The following is a 19,736-nucleotide window of genomic DNA, read 5'->3' on the forward strand; positions in this document are numbered from 1 at the left end:
GGTAGAATCGGCGTCTTCGCTTGCACGCCCGGGGAGACGCCAGATGCGCGACGCAATCATCATCGGCGCCGGCCATAACGGCCTGGTCTGCGCCTGGTACCTGGCCCGCGCCGGGTTGAAGGTGACGCTGCTCGAGCGGCGCGACGTCGTCGGCGGCGCCGCGGTCACCGAGGAATTCCATCCCGGTTTCCGCAACTCGGTGGCCGCCTACACCGTTTCGCTCCTCAATCCCAAGGTGATCCACGACATGGCGCTGGGCCGGCACGGCCTGCGCATCGTCGAACGTCCGCTTTCCAATTTTCTCCCGCTGGAAGATGGCCGCTACCTGAAGGTCGGCGCCGGCAGGACCGCCCTGGAAGTCGCCAGGTTCTCGCAGCGCGACGCCGGGCGTCTGGACGACTACCATCGGCACCTGGACGACGCGGCCGACCTGCTGCGCGAGCTGGTGCTGCGCACGCCACCGAACCGCAGCCAGGGCGGCTGGCTGGCCGCGCTGCCCGAGCTGCTCGAGGCCGGCCGCATCGGCAACCGCATGCGCAAGCTGTCGCTGGCCAGCCAGCGCGAACTGCTGGACCTGTTCACCAAGTCGGCCGGCGACGTCCTGGACGGCTGGTTCGAGAGCGATCCAATCAAGGCGGCCTATGGTTTCGACAGCGTGGTGGGTAACTACGCCAGTCCCTACACGCCGGGATCGGCCTACGTGCTGCTGCACCACGTGTTCGGCGAGGTCAATGGAAAAAAGGGCGCCTGGGGCCACGCCATCGGCGGCATGGGCGCCATCACCCAGGCGATGGCAAAGGCGGTGCAGGCCCTGGGCGTGGAGATCCGCACCGGATGCGGGGTAGCCGAAGTCGTGCTGCACAAGGGTCGCGCCACCGGCGTCGTCACGGCCGATGGCGAGCGGTTCGATGCGCGCGCCGTCGTCTCCAACCTCAATCCGCGACTGCTGTACACCCGGCTGGTCGACCCTGGCGCGCTGCCGGCCGACTTTTTGCGCCGCATCGGGGCGTGGCGCTGCGGTTCGGGCACGTTCCGCATGAACGTCGCGCTGTCCGAACTGCCGGACTTTCGCTGCCTGCCAGGCCGGGGCATCGCCGAACACCACGGCAGCGGCATCATCATCGCGCCCAGCCTGCGTTACATGGAGCGCGCCTACCACGACGCGCGCGCCCAGGGCTGGTCGCAGGCGCCGATCGTCGAGCTCCTCATCCCGTCGACGCTCGACCCGAGCCTGGCCCCGCCGGGCCAGCATGTGGCGAGCCTGTTCTGCCAGCACGTCGCGCCGATACTGCCCGATGGCGCGAGCTGGGACGAGCACCGCGAGCAGGTGGCCGACCTCATGATCGACACCGTCGACCGCCATGCGCCGAACTTCAGACGCGCGGTGCTGGGCCGCCAGATCATGAGCCCGCTCGACCTGGAACGCACGTTCGGGCTGGTCGGCGGCGACATCTTTCATGGCGCGCTGGGGCTCGACCAGCTGTTCTCGGCGCGTCCGATGCTCGGCCACGCCGACTACCGTGGCCCCGTGCCGGGCCTGTATACCTGCGGCGCGGGCACCCATCCCGGCGGCGGCGTGACCGGCGCGCCCGGGCACAACGCCGCGCGCGAGATCCTGCGCGACTTCAGGCGGGGGCGCGCTGCGCCGCCGGTCGCGCCGGCATAGTCCCGCATCGCGCTTGCGCGTGGGCCAGGACGCGCGCCCAGGGCCGCCCTGGGGGTGGTCCGGAATAGGCTCTTAGCGCACGTCGAGTAGCTCGACGTCGAAGATCAGGCTCGCGTTCGGTGGAATCGGACCGGCGCCGCCGGCGCCATAACCCATCTCGGGCGGCAGGATGAGGGTGCGCTTGCCGCCAACCTTCATGCCTTGCACGCCTTCGTCCCAGCCGCGGATGACCTGGCCGGCGCCCAGCTGGAAGCTGAACGGCGCGCGTCCGGCCGACGAATCGAACTGCGCGCCGCGCAGCGTTTCCTTGCCCGGCTCGTACAGCCAGCCGGTGTAGTTGACGACAGCGGTGGCGCCGGCCACGGCTTCCTTGCCGGTACCGGGAATGGTGTCGATCTTCTGGAAGGCGACGGCCGACGCGGCCGACTGCGGCGCCTGGGCGCGGTCGCAGCCGGCCAGCGCCAGCGTCAGGCCCAGGCCGAGGACGCAGGAGGACAGCAGGTGTTTCATAGGCTTCTTTCTTGATAGTTGCCGGAGTGGTATGCCCGGCAGCATACATGGCGCCGCGCGCGCTGCCAACACCGGCGCATCCGCACGGCCCCCGCCGTGCGGCCTTGGCGCGTCCGGTCTCCACCTTACACCTGCAGGCAGGCCCGCTCGACCTGTGCGCAACGGCGCCCCTTGTCGCCGGGCGCCGGGGCTCCGGCATCACCGCGCCATACACCGGCGCCACGACACATTGCCATCGCCATCTGGAAGTAACCAGCGCGCTACGGCGCGCTTGTTCGATGTATTTGCCGGACTGGTTCGTCGTTTGTAAAAAGATGTATGAACTAATTTGTGTATTTATGTCAACGGAATCCGATGGCGAAGCGTTGAGCCTGGTATCGAAGGGCGCAACCGTCGTGCACAGGACGTGCACGCCAGAGCGCATCACAGAACTGGAGAATGAATGAGAGTCAAGCCGATCTGCGCCGCCATCATGCTGATGTCGGCCTATGGCGCGCCGGCCCTGGCGCAAACCGTCGCCGGGACCAACGCCGAGATCGAGGCCCGGACCGACACCGAGGCCGCCACGGCCGCGCAGGCCGTTCCAGCCGCAGAGGCCGCCGCCGTTCCTGCCGCCGCCGTGGTGCAGGTCACCGGCCTGCGCCAGAGCCTGCGCTCGGCCGAAGACATCAAGCGCGACGCCCCGCAGGTGGTGGACGCCATCAACGCCGACGACATCGGCAAATTCCCCGACCGCCAGGCCGGCGACGCGCTGCAGCGCATCGCCGGCGTGCAGGTAGGGCGCGACCGCGGCGAAACCAGCACCGTCATCATCCGCGGCCTGCCGGACGTCGCCACTACGCTCGACGGCAACGAGATCTTCACCGCCGCCGGCCGCCGCCTGTCTTATCAGGACTTGCCGGTCCAGTCGATCGCCGGCATGGAAGTGTACAAGTCGGCCACCGCCAACCAGTTCGAAGGCGGCATCGCCGGCGCCGTCAACATCCGCCTGCGCGCGCCGTTCGACAACAAGGGCTTCACCGGGACCGGCTACATCGAGGACCGCGTCAACCAGACCAATGGCAGCGGCAATACCCCGGACAAGCACAGCCCGGGCGGCGGCTTCCTGGTCAGCAACCGCTGGAACACCGCCTTCGGCGAGATGGGCGCGCTGTTCGACGTCGCCGTCAACCGCGACAACTGGGCCTACCCGGTGCAATACGTCGACCGTCCCGACAATGTGTTTTCGGTGCGCCCGGACGGCAGCGCCACCCGCCTCGGCAACGTCGGTCCGTATGCGCCGGCCGCGCCGGACGACGTGCTCGGCCAGCTGCCGAACATCGGCGGCATCTACAACGCCGGACAGCGCGAGCGCCAGAGCGTGCACGGCGCCTTCCAGTGGAAGGTCAATCCACGCCTGACGGCCAGCGCCCAGTACCTGGGCATGGGCTACCAGGGCCGCTCCGGCGTCAACTACGTGATGAGCAACGTCACCTGGGCGCCGCGCCTGACGGACGTGGTGCTGGCGCCGCAAGGCAGCGCCTGCGCCACGCCGCAGGGCGCGATCTGCCCGATCCTGGCCGCCAGCGCGCCGGCCGCGCGGTTCGGCAACGCCTACGACTGGGATCCGTACACGGCGTCGAGCAGCTGGGGCCAGAACGAGCGCACCGCCACCCATTACCTGAACCTTGGCCTGAAGTACGCCGATGGCCCGCTCAGCGTCGACTCACAGTTCGGTTACACCCGCTCCAGGTTCGTCAACGACACCGTGATCGTCGACCAGCAGGTGCCGGGCGCCAGCGCCAGCGTGTACTCGTACGGCGCCGACGGCCACGGCGGCTTCAACGCGATCACGCTGCCGGGCAGCGGCGGCAATGCCCTGCAGGACCCGCGCAACTACGTGCTGCGCGGCCTGGTGCAGAACTGGAACGAGCAGGCCGGCAGCCAGCTGCAATGGCGCACCGACGCCACCTGGCGCCTTGGCGGCGACGGTTTCTTCACGGCCCTGCTGGGCGGCCTGCGCCTGTCCTCGCGCAAGGCCAGCTATCACGGCGCCGAAGGCTACGCCGATTTCAGCGGCGAGCGTCCAGGCGCTGCCGGCGCCCTCGGCCCGGCGTTCCAGGCGCGGGTGCCGGGCCTCGATCGCCTGGGCGGCGCCTGGTACGGCCCGTCATCCGACTTCCTGATCGACGATGCCGACGCCGTGCGCGCGCTGTACGGCGCGGCCAGCGGCCGCGTGCCGGACGACCCGGGCCGCCTGTTCGACCAGCGCGAGCGCAACGCGACCCTGTACCTGGCGGCGCGCTGGGCAGCCAACCCGGGCGGCATCGACGTCAAGGGCGAGATCGGTGCGCGCGTCGTGCGCCTCAATCGCGAGCTGAGCGGCATGACCCGGATCGGCGACGCGGTGTCGAACGTCGACCTGTCGACCTACGAAACCAATTACCTGCCAAGCGCTTCGGCGGTGGTCGGCTGGACCGAAGATCTGCAATCGCATTTCTCGGTCGGCAAGACCATCACCCGTCCGAACTTCGGCACGCTCAATCCGGCCCTGACCCTGGTGCCGTCGACCGTCAATCTGCCGGGCAGCGGCGGCGCCGGCAACCCGTACCTGGCGCCGACCCGCTCGACCAATATCGACGCCACGCTCGAATACTACTTCCAGAAAAACGGCTTCGCCCAGGTCGCGCTGTTCAACCGCGACATCGACGGCTACGAGCAGAGCTTCACGCGCGATGAAGTCATCGGCGGCCAGGTCTACCGTGTGACGCGTCCGCAGAATTCGGGCAAGGGCCGGCTGCGCGGGGCCGAATTCGGGATCCAGAAGTTCTTCGACTTCTTGCCCGGCCCATGGGCCAACTTCGGCGCCCAGGCCAACGCTACGTGGATCGACGGCGACAACCAGAGCCGTACTGCCTTCGACAGCGACACCTACACCACCACGCCGCTGACCGGCGTGGCCAGGAAGAGCTACAACCTCGCGCTGCTGTACGAGGGCAACGGCATCACCGGGCGCCTGGCCGCCACCCGCCGCGGCGACTACGTCGAGCAGATCGCCGAAGCGCCGTTCAACCAGGACCGCGTGGTCAAGGGGGCGACCTTCGTCGACCTGAGCATCGGCTACGAGATCAACGACACCGTCTCGTTGCAGTTCGATGCGATCAACCTGACCAGGACGAAGTTCGAGAGCACGCTGGGCGAGTACATGCCGCGCGACGTACGCTACAACCCGACGACCTATGGCCTGAGCCTGAGGTTCCGGATGTAGCGTGCGCGCGTCCACGGACGCCGGCGTCCGCCTTGCCGTGGCCCCGGCGACGCGAAGGCGGGCAGGGCCGCGACCGCGCCCCGGTGCGGGCGTGCGCCGCTGGTCGGCTCGGCCGGGTCAGGACCCCGTGCGCGGCGGCGCGGCGTCGGCCGCCATCTCCATCACTGAATCACGCTTGTCCAGCAGGTGCCGCGACAGGATCGCCGCCAGGCGCTTGCCGTCGCGCTCTTCGAGCGCTTCCATCATCTGGCAGTGCTCTTCGATCGCCTGGTCCCATTTTTCGGGGACGATATTCGACTTGAGCCGCAACGACTGCAGGCGCCGGTTCATGTTCAGATAGGTGTGATGGAGGACGGAGTTGCGGGCGGCCTCCGAGATCTTGTTGTGGATCGCCTGGTTGCGGCTGTAGTAGCCGGGCAGGTCGCCCTGCTCACGGCAGGCCAGCATCGCGTCGTGCAGCGCCCGGATCTCGGCGACTTCCTCGGGCGTGATCCGCGCGCACGCATATTCGCCCGCCAGGGCTTCGAGGCCGCTGACGAATTCGAAGGTTTCCCATACTTCTTGCTGCGTCATCTTGTAGACCGATGCGCCGCGATTCGGCGCGATCTCGATCAGGCCTTCGGCGGCCAGCGCTTTCAGCGCTTCGCGCAACGGCGTACGCGAAATGCCCATGGTTTCGCACAGTTCGCGCTCATTGAGCTTCATTCCGGGAGGAAACACGGACTCGACGATCAGCCGGCGCAGATGCGACACCACCGTGTCGTGCAGGTGCTGCCTGGCCAGCTTGGGAAGCGCCGGCGCCGCGGCGCCGTTTGCCGAAACCGGATCAACTTCCGCGTCTTGCATTCAATGTCTCCACTTTCATAATTTTGGTGGGATTCTATCACCCGGTTGTATTTGCATTACTGAACGTCGACCTGACTTCCTGAAAAATAATGATCGGCCTTGCATAAGCCTGGGTGTCAGTATGTTTCAATTCTGCAACAAATCCAGCCAGTGACGATGGCTGCCATTGGCCGCCATGCGCGTTGACCAAGTATCAAACAGGATTCCTTGGCACACGCCGATCATATCGGGGATCCGTTGGCGCTCGGCGCTTTGCGTCACGCGCGTGATGCAGATCGCGCGGCCTCTTGGCAGCGGCAAGGGGGCGCTGAGCCGGTCGAGGCGACCAGATCAAGGGATCCCTTACCGCCCATCACCTCGATGGAAATATTCCAAAATTTCTGAAACTCCGAAACTGCCATTTTAGCAGTGCCCACGCTACCAGCGTTGTAACTTATGGTAGTGATGCGACGGTTGCGAGGGGGCGTTCGACGCGCAGCCGATGCCCCCTGGAATGCCGGATCGAGACGAAATTTCTCTGTAGAAGCTATCCAATGCTGGTGGCGGGGATTGGCATCCCCCCTGAGTTATTGGTACGATGTATCTTGCATTTTGCATACAAAATACATTTTTCAATCCGAGAGAGAGACTTCATGTCCGACGATCAACAATCCCCATCGCGGCGGCGCCTCATCAAGAGCCTGGTGTTCGTGCCGATGGGCGCGGGAGCGGCGGCAGCCATTCACCAGGGGCTGCCCAACGCCAACGCCACCGCCAGCGCACCCGCGGAAGGCAAGCCGAATCCCTATACGCCCAAGTTCTTCAACGCGAAGGAATGGACATTCGTGATCGCCGCGGTCGATCGCCTGATCCCGCATGACGAGCACGGCCCTGGCGCCGTCGAGCTCGGCGTGCCGGAGTTCATCGATCGCCACATGCAGTCGCCGTACGCCGCCGGCAGCATCTGGTACATGCAGGGCCCGTTCCTCGAAGCAACCGGCGACTTCGGCTACCAGGGCAAGCTGGCGCTGAAGGACATCATCCGCGTCGGCATCGCCAACGTGGACGCGTATTGCGCCAGGACCTACTCGGGCAAGGCCTTCGCCGACCTCGACGTGCGCATGCAGGAATCCGTCCTCAAGGAACTCGAGGGCGGCAAGATCAAGCTCAACGATATTTCGTCGAAGCAGTTCTTCGCCGATTTCCTGTCCGAGACCCGCGCCGGCTACTTCTCCGATCCTAGCCACGGCGGCAACAAGGACATGGGCGCCTGGAAGATGATCGGTTACCCCGGGATGCGGGGCGACTACCTGGAGTGGGTGAAGATTCGCGACAAACCGTATCCGCTGGGACCGGTGGACCTGGCTGGACGGAGGGGATAAGAGAATATGGCAATCGTAAAAGAGAAAAAAGACGCGGTCATCGTCGGCGCCGGCTGGGTCGGCGCCATCATGGCCAAGGAACTGACGGACGCCGGCCTGAATGTAGTCATCCTCGAACGCGGCCCCGACCGCGACACGCAGACCGACTTCGCCTATCCGCGCGTGATCGACGAGCTCGAAGGCTCGGTGCACCGCAAATACCTGCAGTCGCTGGCGCAAGAGACCGTGACCATCCGCCACAACCTGAACACCGTGGCGGTGCCGAAGCGCCGCATGGGCTCGTTCAAGCCGGGCACCGGCGTGGGCGGCGCGGGCTCGCACTGGTCGGGCGTGCACTTTCGCGCGCTGCCGGAAGACTTCAACCTGCGCAGCACCATGGAGCAGCGCTACGGCAAGAAGATCATGCCCACCGGCATGTCGATCCAGGATTTCCCGGTCACCTACGAAGAGCTGGAGCCGCATTTCTCGCATTTCGAATACGTGTGCGGCACGTCGGGCAAGGCCGGCGTGTTGAACGGCAAGGTGGTCGAAGGCGGCAATCCCTTCGAAGGCTCGCGCTCGCGCGAATACCCGCTGGGACCGAACCCGGACTACCTGGGCGGCGAAATGTTCTACACGGCGGCGCGCGAAATGGGTTACCACCCGTTCCCGATCCCGGCCTCGAACACCTCGGCGACCTATACGAACCCGTACGGCTGCCAGATGGGTCCGTGCAACTTCTGCGGCTTCTGCTCGGACTACGGCTGCCTGAATTACTCGAAGGCCAGCCCGAACATCAACATCTTCCCCGTGCTGCGCGGGCGCAAGAATTTCGAAATGCGCACGCTTGCCCAGGTCTTGAAGGTGAACCTGACGGCGGACGGCAAGATGGCCACTGGCGTGAACTATCTCGACGCCGGCGGACAAGAGTGCGAACAACCGGCGGACATCGTCATCCTGGGCGCGTTCTCGCTGTACAACGTGCACCTGATGCTGGTGTCGAAGATCGGCCCGGCCTACGACCCGGTCACCAGGACCGGCACCGTCGGCAAGAACTACTCGTACCAGAACCTGAACCGCGTCTCGCTGTTCTTCGACAAGAACGTGCACGCCAACCAGTTCATGGGCATCGGCGGCGGCGGCACCACCTTCGACGACCTGAACGGCAACCGCAACGATCCGACCAAGTCGGGCTTCGTCGGCGGCGGCGTGATCTGGGCGCGCCAGCCGGGCGGTGGTCCGGTGCGCGGCATCGCGACCGCGCCGGGCGTGCCGAACTGGGGTAGCGACTGGAAAAAGGGCGCCAAGGACGCGATGCGTCACTCGTTCTATTACGAAGTGCAGGGTTCCTGCATGGCTTACGACGACGCCTACCTCGACCTCGATCCGAACTACAAGGACGCGTTCGGCCGACCGCTCTTGCGCATGACCTTCGACTGGCACGACAACGAGATCGCGGCGTCGGCCTACCTGGTCGACAAGGCCCAGGAGATGTGCAAGGTGCTGAACCCGCTGGCGACCAAGGGCGACGCCAAGAAGCCGGGCACGCACTACAACATCAACCAGTACCAGAGCACGCACACGGTCGGCGGCGCGATCATGGGCGCCGACCCGAAGACCTCGGCCCTGAACAAGTACCTGCAGTCGTGGGACGTGCCGAACGTGTTCGCGCCCGGCGCCAACGCCTTCCCGCAGAACAACGGCTACAACCCGACCGGCATGGTCGGCGCGCTGGCGTACTGGTGCGCGAAAGCGATCCGGGAACAATACATCAAGAACCCCGGCCCGCTGGTGCAGGCATAAGAGGACCACATGACCCAACAAAAACCTGTCAAGAAAATCGTCCTTGGCCTGGCCATCGCCGGCGCGGTGATTCTTGCCGGCGCCTATGGCTACGCCGTGGCGCCGACCGAAACCCGCAAGATCGAACCCGGACCACAACTGGCCGGCCTGGCCGCCGGCGCCAGGCCGGATGCGGGCCTGATCGAGAAGGGCCGCTACGTCGCCACCGCGTCCGACTGCATCGCCTGCCACACGGCGCCCGCCGGCAAGGAGTTCGCCGGCGGCCGCGTGATCCAGTCGCCGATCGGCAATATGTACGCGACCAACGTCACGCCGGACAAGGAAACCGGCATCGGCAACTACTCGCTGGACGACTTCGATCGTGCGGTCCGCCACGGCATCGTGCCGGGCGGCGGCACGCTGTATCCGGCGATGCCGTACCCGTCTTACGCCCGGATGAGCGACGTCGACATGCGCGCCCTGTATGCCTACTTCATGCACGGCGTCGAGCCGGTCAGGCAGGCCAACCGCGACAACGAGATCAGCTGGCCGCTGTCGATGCGCTGGCCGCTGGGCATCTGGCGCAAGACCTTCGTGCCGGTGCAGGGCCCGATGGACTTGTCGAAGTATTCGGACCAGCGCATCGCGCGTGGCGCCTACCTGGTGCAGAGCCTGGGCCACTGCGGCAGCTGCCACACCCCGCGTGCGGTGACGCTGGGTGAACTGGCGCTGGACGAATCCGGCCCGGAATACCTGGCGGGCGGCCCGCTGATCGACGGCTGGCTGGCGGTCAACCTGCGCGGCGACAGGGTCGACGGCATGGGCAACTGGACTGCGCAGGACATCGTCGACACGCTCAAGACCGCCCGCAACAAGCACTCGGGCGTGCTGGGCGAGCCGATGCAGGACGTGGTCAAGCACAGCACCCAGAACATGCTCGACGACGACCTGATGGCGATGGCGCTCTACATCAAGAGCCTGCCGGAGACCGGCAACAAGAAGGCCAGCTTCGCCGCCAGCGACGCCACCGTGCAGAAGATCATGGCGGGCAACGACAGCGAACGCGGCGTCCAGCTCTACCTGGACAACTGCGCGGCCTGCCACCGCGTGGACGGCAAGGCCGCCGGTGACGTGTTCCCTGCGCTGCCGGGCAATCCGACGGCGCTCTCGGCCGACCCGACCTCGCTGATCCGCGTGATCCTGGCCGGCGCACGGTTGCCATCGACCCACACGGCGCCGTCCGACCTGGGCATGCCGGGCTTCGCATGGCGCCTGTCGGACGACGAGGCGGCGCGTCTGGCCACCTTCGTTCGCAGCAGCTGGGGCAACCAGGCTTCGCCGGTCGGCGCGGCCGACGTGGCCAAGGTGCGCAAGCTGTTGAAGGAGCACGAGATCCATACGGCGGACCAGGGCAATACCAGGCACTGATGCCGTATCGGACGGCGGCGCCGTCGGCATTCGTCAGATCGACGGCTGCCGGCGGCGCCGTTTTTCGTTAACCGGCCGGCAAGGCCGTCCGAGCTGACCGACGTCGGCGCGGTGCGCGGCCATGCTATACTGGCGCCGTTCCGACTCCTGCATCGTATATGAGACGATTTTTCGTCATCTGCCTGACCCTTCTGCTACCCCTGAATATGTTTGCCCTGGCCATGGCCGCATCCGCGATGCAGCCCGCCGCAGCGGCGGAACACGTCACACCTTCCGAAGTCCTCATCCACACGGCTGCGCTCGAGACCGACGCCGCCGTGCCGCTGTTCGCCGACGCCTACCTGGCCGGCGGCGCCGATTGTCAGTCCGCCTGCGATATCGATCCCGATGAACCGCCCGCCGGCGCCGACGTCCACGACTCCGTGTACGAAGAGCTCGGCCTGCGGCTGTCCGGCCTGGCGGAAGGCGCGATCGGACCCCCGGCGCCGCCGCGCGCCAATCACTCCTCGTTCCCGTTGCTGAAACCCCCGCGCCGGCCCTGGAGGCCTGCCTTCGCCGCTGCCGCGGCGCCCCTGGCCGATCACGATCCCCGCATGGACGGCGCATGTCGACACGACCGCGCCGCCGTGCCCGCGATCGCGGCCGCGATTCACTTTTAGCAAATTAACGAGGTAATACCATGGAATGGCTATTCGACCCGGCAATCTGGGCGGGTCTGCTCACACTCATTGTCCTGGAAATCGTCCTGGGCATCGACAACCTGATTTTCATCGCGATCCTGGCCGACAAGCTGCCGCCGCACCAGCGCGACAAGGCGCGCCTGATCGGCCTCTCCCTGGCCATGCTGATGCGCCTGGGCCTGTTGACGATCGTGTCGTGGCTGGTCACGCTCACGACGCCGCTGTTCGCGCTCGGGCCGTGGGCGCCCTCGGGGCGCGACCTGATCCTCCTGTTCGGTGGCGTATTCCTGCTGTTCAAGGCCACCGTCGAGCTGCACGAACGCCTGGAAGGCGTGACTCACGTCCACACCCAGTCGAAGGTGTACGCCAGCTTCGGCGCCGTGGTGGCGCAGATCGTGGTGCTCGACGCCGTGTTCTCGCTCGACGCCGTGATCACCGCGGTCGGCATGGTCGACCAGCTGGAAGTCATGATGGCGGCCGTCATCATCTCGATCGGCGTCATGATCCTGGCGTCCAAGCCGCTGACCCGCTTCGTCAACGCGCACCCGACCGTGGTCGTGCTGTGCCTCTCCTTCCTGCTCATGATCGGCCTGTCGCTGGTGGCCGAGGGCCTGGGCTTCCACATTCCGAAGGGCTACCTGTACGCGGCGATCGGCTTCTCGATCCTGATCGAGACCCTGAACCAGTTCGCGCGCCGTAACTTCCTCAAGAACGAGGCGCGCGTCCCGCTGCGCGACCGCACCGCCGACACCGTGCTGCGCCTGATGGGCGGCAAGCGGCGCCAGGATGCCGAGCCGGACCCAGAGGACACGCAGGCCGGGGAGCCACAAGCCTTCGGCGTCGAGGAGCGCAATATGGTCAGCGGCGTGCTGACCCTGGCCGACCGTTCGATCCGTTCGATCATGACGCCGCGCTCCGAGATGTCCTGGGTCAACCTCGACGACGAAGCCGACGCCATCCTGCGCCAGTTGCAGGAAACGCCGCACAGCCGGATGCCGGTCTGCCGCGGCCAGCTCGACAACCTGGTCGGCATCGCCCGCACCAAGGACCTGATCAGCCAGCTGGTACTGCAGGCGCGCATCGACGACGTCGTCGACGACGGCAATGGCTCCAATGGATCGATACGCAAGCCGATCCTGCTGCCCGACACCGCCGGCGTGCTCAAGGCCATGGACACGCTCAAGCGCGCCCACGGCCAGCTGGTGCTGGTGACGGACGAATTCGGCATCGTGCAGGGCCTCTTGACCCCGGTCGACATCCTGGAGGCGATCGCCGGCGAATTCCCCGACGAGGACGAGCAGCTGGCGATCCAGCCGGTGGGCCCCGGCGTATGGGAAGTCATGGGCACGGCCGACCTGCACCAGCTCGAGCAGGTGCTCGAGACCGAGGGGCTGGTCAGCAGCGACGACGATTACACCTCGCTGGCCGGCTTCCTGCTGGCGCGCTTCGAGAGCATGCCGGAGCTTGGCCAGGAGCTCGAGATCGAGGGCCTGCGCTACCGCATCCTGAGCGTGGAGGAGCGCCGCATCGCGCGGGTGCTGGTCCAGCGCATCGTGGCCGAGGATGCCGGGCTGGCCGCCTGACACCGCTTTTTACCGTAACCGTACCAAGAAGGACATCATGAAACGTACTTTGTTGTTTATTGCAACCAACCTGGGCATCATGCTGGTGCTGGGCATCACCGCCAGCCTGCTGGGCGTGAACCGGTTCCTGACCTCGAATGGCCTCGATCTCACCAAGCTCCTGATGTTCGCCGGCCTGATGGGCTTTGGCGGCGCCTTCATCTCGCTGCTGCTGTCCAAGCCGATCGCCAAGTGGAGCACCCGCGCGCGCGTCATCGGGCAGCCGTCGAATTCGACCGAACAGTGGCTGCTGGACACGGTGGCGGCCCAGGCCCGGCGCGCCGGCATCGGCATGCCCGAAGTGGCGATCTATGAGGGCGAACCGAACGCCTTCGCCACCGGCGCCACCAGGAACTCGTCGCTGGTCGCGGTCTCGACCGGCCTGCTGCAGTCGATGACCCAGCAGGAAGTCGAAGCCGTGCTGGCCCACGAGGTGGCCCACATCGCCAACGGCGACATGGTCACGCTGACCCTGATCCAGGGCGTGGTCAACACCTTCGTGATCTTCCTGGCGCGCATCGTCGGCTATTTCGTGGACGGCATGCTGCGCAAGAATGACCAGGAAAACACCGGTCCCGGCATCGGCTACATGGCCACCGTGATCGTGTGCGAGATCGCGTTCGGCATCCTGGCCAGCATCATCGTGGCCTGGTTCTCGCGCCAGCGCGAATTCCGCGCCGACCGCGGCGCCGCCACCATCATGGGCCAGCCGCAGCCGATGATCGCGGCCCTGCGCCGCCTGGGCGGCATGGCCGAAGGCGCGCTGCCGAAGAACATGAGCGCATTCGGCATCTCGGGCAAGGGCGGCGCGCTGGCGCTGTTCTCGAGCCATCCTCCAATTGAGGAACGCATCGCGGCCCTGCAGTCGCGCTGAGGCGCACCGGCCTCAGGGGCCGGGAGTCGGCGTCAGGGCGCCGCCGCGTTGACGCCTGGCACGCCGACCCGGATCGCCTGCGAAAAGTCGTGCGCACCGGTGTCGGAGGCGCGCCCGCGCGCGTTGATGTGGCCACGATCGCGCAAGACCGCATAGGGCAGGCGCGAGGTGAGCGCACCCTGCTCGTAGGCGTATTCGGCGAAGTGCCCCGACGCGAGCAGGCGATAGTCGAGCGGCAGGGCGGGATCGATCCGGCGCGCCAGCTCGAACAGGATCGTGGTGCAGTTGCTGGTCAGGGTGTTGTAGAACTCGGGCTGGCGGCGCAGCCGCTCGGCGCGCGCCAGGTAGTCCAGCAGCGCCGCGCGCAGCTGCGCCGGCGTGGCGCGCAGCCGGTATAGATAGACCTGCTCGCCGCGCACATTGCTGCGCGTGCGGATCAGGTCGCGCTCGTCGGACGCGACGATCACCTGTTCGAACTTGCGGAAGAACCCACCGGCGGCCGAGAAGGTCTCGTCGCGTTCCTTGCGGATCTCGAGCGACAGCACCAGCCGTTGGCCGTCGCTGAAGCCGAACGACACCAGCGTGTGGGCGATGTGCGGTCCCATCCAGTACGACAGGACCAGGTCGGCCGTCTCGAGCCGGGACAGGTCGTAGCGCCGGGTTTCCCAGCGCGGCGTATAGTCGGTCTCGGTGCGCCACTCGAAGGCGCGCACGTTGCGTAGTGTCAGGCGCTCGCCGTCGACCGAGGCTTCCAGCAGGCGCGCGACGTCGTCGGCGCAGGCCCTGGCGTGCGACGGCGCGAGCGACTGCCACCATCCCAGCATCGCCAGCAACGCCAACGCGCCGGCCAGCAGCAGCCTGCGCTCGTGCTGCCAGCCGGGCGCGCGCGCCAGCACCAGCGCCACGGCCAGGCCGAGCAGGGTCCAGGCGCCGCCCACGGCCAGCGCCGGCGCGGGCGCCAGCTGAAACCATAGGGCGGCCGCGCCCCATGTCGTGACGGCCACGACCGGCAGCGCCGACAGGCTCCGGACCAGGCGCCTGCGGTTCACCGCGCTTCCTGCGGCGCCGCCGGCTGTTCGGGCAAGAACCAGTTCAGCAGCAGCGCGCACAGCCCGCCGGTGGCGACGCCCGATTCGAGCACGCCCCGCACTGCGGCCGGCATATGGGCCAGGAATTCAGGCACCTGGGACACGCCCAGGCCCAGCGCCAGCGACACCGCGATCACCAGCAGCGCGCGCCGGTCGAGCGTGACGCCGGCCAGGATGTTGATGCCGGCCGCGGCCACGGCGCCGAACATGACCATGGCGGCGCCGCCCAGCACCGGTTCCGGCACCGCCTGGATCACGCCGGCGACCGCGGGGAACAGGCCCAGGATCACCAGGAACAGGGCGATCCACATGCCGACGTGGCGGCTGGCGATGCCGGTCAGCTGGATCACGCCGTTGTTCTGGGCAAAGATCGAGCTGGGGAAGGTGTTGAAGATGCCGGCCAGCAGGGAGTTGGCGCCGTTGACCAGCACGCCGCCCTTGATGCGCTGCATCCACAGTGGACCCTCGACCGGCTGGCGCGAGACCTTGCTGGTGGCCGTCACGTCGCCGATCGCTTCCAGCGAGGTGACCAGGTAGATCACGATCATCGGGATGAACAGCGACCACGAGAAGCCGAGGCCGAAGTGCAGCGGCGCGGGCACCTGGAACAGCGGGGCCTCGTGCATGCCGCTGAAGTCCAGGCGGCCCATCCAGCCGGCCAGCGCGTAGCCGACGGCCAGCGCGATGACGATGGCCGCGCTGCGCATCCAGGCCACCGGCACCCGGTTCAGGATCACGATGATGGCCAGCACCACGCCGGAGAGCAGCAGGTTCTCGCCGTTGGCGAAGCTGCCGTCGGCCATGGCCGCATAGCCGCCGCCCATGCTGGTCAGGCCGACCTTGATCAGGGTGAGGCCGATCATGAGCACCACGATGCCCGTGACCAGCGGCGTGATCAGGCGCTTGACGAACGGCAGGACGCGCGAGACGCCCATCTCGATGAAGGAGCCGGCCACCACGACGCCGAAGATCGCCGCCATCACCGCTTCCACCGGCGTGCCCTGCTTGACCATCAGCGCGCCGCCGGCGATCAGTGGTCCGACGAAGTTGAAGCTGGTGCCCTGCACGATCAGCAGGCCCGCGCCGAACGGACCGAAGCGGCGGCACTGCACGAAGGTGGCGATGCCGGAGACGACCAGCGACATCGAGACGATCAGGTTGGTGTCGCGGCTCGATACGCCCAGCGCCTGGCAGATCAGCAGGCCAGGGGTGACGATGGGAACGATGATGGCCAGCAGATGCTGCAGGGCGGCCAGCATGCCGAGCAGCGGGGGCGGACGGTCGTCCAGTCCGAGGATCAGTTCCGGTGGGGGCGCCTGGACGGCGTGCTGGCTTGGGGGTGTCGGCATGGAAAACTGCTGGGCAAAGGCGCGATTCTACAGCCTGACGGACGGCGCCGGGCGACCGGGGTGTAGAATTGCCGCCTTTCACGGAGAAAACCATGGACACGGCGGGACTGACGATCGCGAGAATCCTGCATGCGGGGTACGTCTTCGAATGCGAGGGCAGCCGTATCGCCTTCGACACGATTTTCGAGAATCCCTTCAGCCGCAACTGCCACGCGTTTCCCGACGTGCGCTTCGACCTCGACGCCATCCGGCGCCAGCGGTTCGACGCCGTCTTCATCTCGCATTTCCACGACGACCACTGCTCGCTCGAGAGCCTGGACCTGCTGGAGCGCACCACGCCGCTGTACATCTACTGCCAGTTCGACGCGCTGTTCGAGATGGTGCGCCAGCTCGGCTTCACCCGGGTGCACGCGCTGGCGCTGGACCGGGTGGTCGAGGTCGGGCCGTTCACCGTCACGCCGCGCGAGGCGATGGATCGCGAGGTCGATTCGATGTTCCAGGTGCGCGCCGCCGGCATGAACGTGCTCAACGTGGTCGATTCATGGATCGACGACGACACGCTCGGCCAGCTGGCCGGCCTGGGGCCATGGGACATGGTGCTGTGGCCGTTCCAGACGATGCGCGAGCTCGAGGTGCTGGCGCCGTCGCGTCACGCCGCGGCGCCGCCCGGCGTGCCCGCGGAATGGCTGGACCAGCTGCGGGCGCTGGCGCCGCGCCATGTGGTCCCGAGCTCATGCCAGTTCCTGCAGGAGCCGTGGTCCTGGTATAACCGCGCGTTCTTCCCGATCTCCTACGCCCGCTTCGCGCAGGAGGTGGGAGCGGCATTGCCGGACGCGCGCATCGTGCGCCTGGACCCCTCGGTGGCGGTGCGGCTCGACGCCGCCGGCCTGCACCCGGCGCCGCCGCTGGCCTGGGTCATTCCGGTGGGCGAGCAGGACGTCGACTACGCCTATGAGGGAAATGCGGCGCCCCCGTCCACGGGCGAGATCGCGCGCCACTTCGCGCCGCTGGGCGCGCAGGAACAGGCGCGCGTCATGGAGTACTGCCGCCGGGGACTGGTGACGAAGTATCGTGACACCGAAGCCGGCTCGGCCTATTTCGACCGTCCCCGCATCTGGCGCCTGTCGGTGTTCGACCATGCGGGCCAGCCCAGCCACTATCACTACCGCCTCGACGGCGAGGACGCGGCGCTGGTGGACGCCACGGCCGGCCCGCTCGGCTGGAGCACCGAGATCCCGGCCGCCAAGCTGTACGCGGCGCTCGCGCTGGGCGAGTCGCTGACCTCGATGTACATGCGGATCAATGACGTGCAGTTCGAGCCCGCTGTCGAGCGCGAACTGCAAGAGGCCGACGTGATCGACGACCCCTTGATCCGCTGCCTGTTCGGCGACACCTTCGGGGCCTACCAGGCGGCCCAGCTGCGCCGCCTGCTGGCGCGCGACCTCAGCGCGCGCCCTTGATCGCGCTCGACGCCACCCGGGCCAGGCCCTGGCCATGGGGATTGCTGACGGTGCGCGTAACGAGGATGTCGACCGGCGTCACGGCGCGGCCATAATAGGCGTGGTTGCGGCCCTCGTCGACCGAAATCACGGTGCCGTCGAGGTTCACGCCGCCGTACAGCCCTTTCGACCGGGTGTACGCCACCATGTCGGCATTGATCGGCGCGCCCGTGCCGGCGCCGACCGGGCCGGCCGCGACACTCACTTCGCCGCCCAGCTTGAACGACGTCGACAGCAGGGAATCGAGGCCTTTTTCGGTCATCACCAGGGCCACCATTTCGGACGCCTGGGCGCCGGCCTGCAATCCCACCGAGCCTGCGGCGATGCGGTAGAAGGCCGGGCCGGCCCAGTCGTTGCCATGGCGTGCGATGAGAACCGCCGAACCGCCCGAGCCGCCCACGATGAAACCGGCCTGCACGATCTGGGGGCTGATCAGGATCGCCCTGGCGCTGCCCACGTGTTCGCGGAACCACGTCATGTCGGGGTCGCGCACGAAGTTGGTCAGGGTGGCCTGGGCCGCGTCGACCTGGGCCCGGGTGTCGTCAAGAGTCGGCTCGCTGGCGCAGGCGGCGAGCCCGAACGCGGCAACGGCGGCGAGCACGCGGCTGCGCCGCGCGGTACTGTGCAATGACGTCGACATGATCACCTCGCAGATGGCGGTAGGGTAAGTGCCGGCTCAACATCGCCTGGCTTGTAGCGCATTGCTCCCGATGATGGCGGGGAACGACATCATCGGGTAGAACATCCGGTATCCATCCCTTCGCGGCGGATTGCCCGGGCAGCACAGCCTAACGCCGCCGCGGGCGCCGGCGCCATTGGACTTTCGTCGTACACGGCGATTCCTTTGGACCATGGTCCAATGCCGCCGCGCGGCCGCCGCGCCTAACATCGGTGGACGGCCTGCGCTGGCGGCCAGGCGCCGGGTTGGGGAGACACGATGGACATACTGCACGAACTGCTGACGCTGGCCACGCACGCGAGCCTGCTGCTGCTGGCGCTGGGCATCGGCATGGATATCGCCAAGGGCGACGGCCTGTACCTGCTGCGCCGACCGCGCCTGCTGCTGCGCGCGCTGCTGGCGGTGGTGGTCGTGGTGCCGCTGGTCGCGGCGCTGCTGGTGGCGCTGCTGCCGCTGAGGGAATCGGTCGAGATCGCGATCGTGCTGATGGCGGTGTCGCCGTTGCCGCCGATCGTGCTGGCCAGGGAGATCCGGTTCGGCGCCCGCAAGCCCTACGCCTACGGCCTGCTGGTGGCGATGGCAACGCTGTCGATCGTGACGGTGCCGGCGGCGGTGGCGATCCTGGCCTGGCTGTTCGACGCCCACGCCGCGGTGTCGCCGCTGGCGGTGGCGCAACTGGTGTTCGTTTCGCTGTTCGTGCCGCTGGGCCTGGGACTGGGCCTGCGCGCGCTGGCGCCCGGCCCGGCGGCGCGCGCCGCGCCGCTGGTCGGCAATTTCGCTTTCGGGTTGCTGGCGCTGGCCTGCCTGCCGCTGCTGGTGACCGTGGCGCCCGAGCTGGCGCGCCTGATCGGCGACGGCACGGCGCTGGCGATCCTGGCCGTGGTGCTGGCGGGCCTGGTGGCCGGCCACCTGCTGGGCGGGCCCGATCCGCACGACCGGGTCGCGCTGGCGCTGTCGTGTGCGACGCGCCATCCCGCCATCGCGATGCTGGTCGCCGGCGCCAATGCGCTGGGCGACGAGGTGCGGGCGACGGTCGTGCTGTTCGTCGTTCTCGGCCTGGTGGCGATCGTTCCCTACCAGCTCTGGCTGCGCCGTCAGGCGCTGGCGCCGCAGTAAGGAGACGCCG

At 67.5% G+C, this 19,736-nt stretch carries 16 protein-coding genes; 11 read left to right on the top strand and 5 right to left on the bottom strand.

All coding sequences use genetic code 11. From position 1 onward, the window contains the following. Positions 1 to 43: 43 nt before the first annotated feature. Positions 44 to 1,666, top strand: a complete 1,623-nt coding sequence (locus ACZ9AQ_RS05405) for a phytoene desaturase family protein (protein ID WP_429202184.1) — start codon at positions 44 to 46, stop codon at positions 1,664 to 1,666. A gap of 72 nt (positions 1,667 to 1,738) precedes the next feature. On the opposite strand, the gene ACZ9AQ_RS05410 is transcribed toward ACZ9AQ_RS05405, so the two are convergent. Next, complete coding sequence (locus ACZ9AQ_RS05410; protein WP_429202182.1) at positions 1,739 to 2,176, bottom strand: FKBP-type peptidyl-prolyl cis-trans isomerase; 438 nt, start codon at positions 2,174 to 2,176, stop codon at positions 1,739 to 1,741. Positions 2,177 to 2,223: 47 nt separating this feature from the next. Between ACZ9AQ_RS05410 and ACZ9AQ_RS05415 the strand changes: the two genes are divergently transcribed. Together ACZ9AQ_RS05415 and ACZ9AQ_RS05420 are read left to right on the top strand one after the other, a co-directional pair. Continuing rightward, positions 2,224 to 2,622: a hypothetical protein gene (locus ACZ9AQ_RS05415; RefSeq protein ID WP_429202180.1), complete on the top strand. Its 399-nt coding sequence runs from the start codon at positions 2,224 to 2,226 to the stop codon at positions 2,620 to 2,622. Then, positions 2,619 to 5,423, top strand: a complete 2,805-nt coding sequence (locus tag ACZ9AQ_RS05420) for a TonB-dependent receptor (protein ID WP_429202178.1) — start codon at positions 2,619 to 2,621, stop codon at positions 5,421 to 5,423. The genes ACZ9AQ_RS05415 and ACZ9AQ_RS05420 overlap by 4 nt, the downstream gene beginning before the upstream one ends. A 117-nt stretch (positions 5,424 to 5,540) precedes the next feature. Here the strand turns inward: ACZ9AQ_RS05420 and ACZ9AQ_RS05425 are convergent, their stop codons facing one another. Beyond that, entirely contained in the window at positions 5,541 to 6,269 is a 729-nt protein-coding gene (locus ACZ9AQ_RS05425; RefSeq protein WP_429202176.1) for a GntR family transcriptional regulator, read from the bottom strand. Positions 6,270 to 6,901: 632 nt separating this feature from the next. On the opposite strand from ACZ9AQ_RS05425, the gene ACZ9AQ_RS05430 reads away from it, so the two are divergent. From ACZ9AQ_RS05430 to htpX, 6 genes are all read left to right on the top strand, one after another. Further along, the gene (locus ACZ9AQ_RS05430) at positions 6,902 to 7,630 is read left to right on the top strand and encodes a gluconate 2-dehydrogenase subunit 3 family protein (protein WP_429202174.1); all 729 of its coding nucleotides are present in this window, start codon (positions 6,902 to 6,904) and stop codon (positions 7,628 to 7,630) included. Positions 7,631 to 7,636: 6 nt separating this feature from the next. Next, complete coding sequence (locus tag ACZ9AQ_RS05435; RefSeq protein WP_429202172.1) at positions 7,637 to 9,412, top strand: GMC family oxidoreductase; 1,776 nt, start codon at positions 7,637 to 7,639, stop codon at positions 9,410 to 9,412. 9 nt (positions 9,413 to 9,421) lie between these two features. After that, a complete protein-coding gene (locus ACZ9AQ_RS05440) occupies positions 9,422 to 10,819 on the top strand; it encodes a c-type cytochrome (protein ID WP_429202170.1) in 1,398 nt (465 codons plus the stop codon). 158 nt (positions 10,820 to 10,977) lie between these two features. Beyond that, positions 10,978 to 11,478, top strand: coding sequence for a hypothetical protein (locus ACZ9AQ_RS05445; RefSeq protein WP_429202168.1), 501 nt, complete (start codon positions 10,978 to 10,980; stop codon positions 11,476 to 11,478). 20 nt (positions 11,479 to 11,498) lie between these two features. After that, positions 11,499 to 13,082: a TerC family protein gene (locus ACZ9AQ_RS05450; protein ID WP_429202167.1), complete on the top strand. Its 1,584-nt coding sequence runs from the start codon at positions 11,499 to 11,501 to the stop codon at positions 13,080 to 13,082. A 37-nt stretch (positions 13,083 to 13,119) separates the two neighbouring features. Beyond that, the gene (htpX, locus tag ACZ9AQ_RS05455; RefSeq protein WP_429202166.1) at positions 13,120 to 13,995 is read left to right on the top strand and encodes a protease HtpX; all 876 of its coding nucleotides are present in this window, start codon (positions 13,120 to 13,122) and stop codon (positions 13,993 to 13,995) included. Between the two features lie 32 nt (positions 13,996 to 14,027). Here htpX and ACZ9AQ_RS05460 read toward each other — a convergent pair whose 3' ends face one another. After that, a complete protein-coding gene (locus ACZ9AQ_RS05460; protein WP_429202165.1) occupies positions 14,028 to 15,044 on the bottom strand; it encodes an Lnb N-terminal periplasmic domain-containing protein in 1,017 nt (338 codons plus the stop codon). Continuing rightward, on the bottom strand, positions 15,041 to 16,432 hold the full coding sequence (locus tag ACZ9AQ_RS05465) for a nucleobase:cation symporter-2 family protein (RefSeq protein ID WP_429202163.1): 1,392 nt from the start codon (positions 16,430 to 16,432) through the stop codon (positions 15,041 to 15,043). The genes ACZ9AQ_RS05460 and ACZ9AQ_RS05465 overlap by 4 nt, the downstream gene beginning before the upstream one ends. Positions 16,433 to 16,524: 92 nt before the next feature. On the opposite strand from ACZ9AQ_RS05465, the gene ACZ9AQ_RS05470 reads away from it, so the two are divergent. Continuing rightward, entirely contained in the window at positions 16,525 to 17,892 is a 1,368-nt protein-coding gene (locus tag ACZ9AQ_RS05470) for an MBL fold metallo-hydrolase (RefSeq protein WP_429202161.1), read from the top strand. Here ACZ9AQ_RS05470 and ACZ9AQ_RS05475 read toward each other — a convergent pair. Further along, positions 17,876 to 18,571: a lipid-binding SYLF domain-containing protein gene (locus tag ACZ9AQ_RS05475; RefSeq protein ID WP_429202160.1), complete on the bottom strand. Its 696-nt coding sequence runs from the start codon at positions 18,569 to 18,571 to the stop codon at positions 17,876 to 17,878. The two genes, ACZ9AQ_RS05470 and ACZ9AQ_RS05475, sit on opposite strands and share 17 nt — an antisense overlap. A gap of 297 nt (positions 18,572 to 18,868) precedes the next feature. Between ACZ9AQ_RS05475 and ACZ9AQ_RS05480 the strand changes: the two genes are divergently transcribed. Continuing rightward, positions 18,869 to 19,726, top strand: a complete 858-nt coding sequence (locus tag ACZ9AQ_RS05480; protein WP_429202159.1) for a hypothetical protein — start codon at positions 18,869 to 18,871, stop codon at positions 19,724 to 19,726. Positions 19,727 to 19,736 lie beyond the last annotated feature (10 nt).

This window comes from Massilia sp. UYP34 (assembly GCF_056279385.1).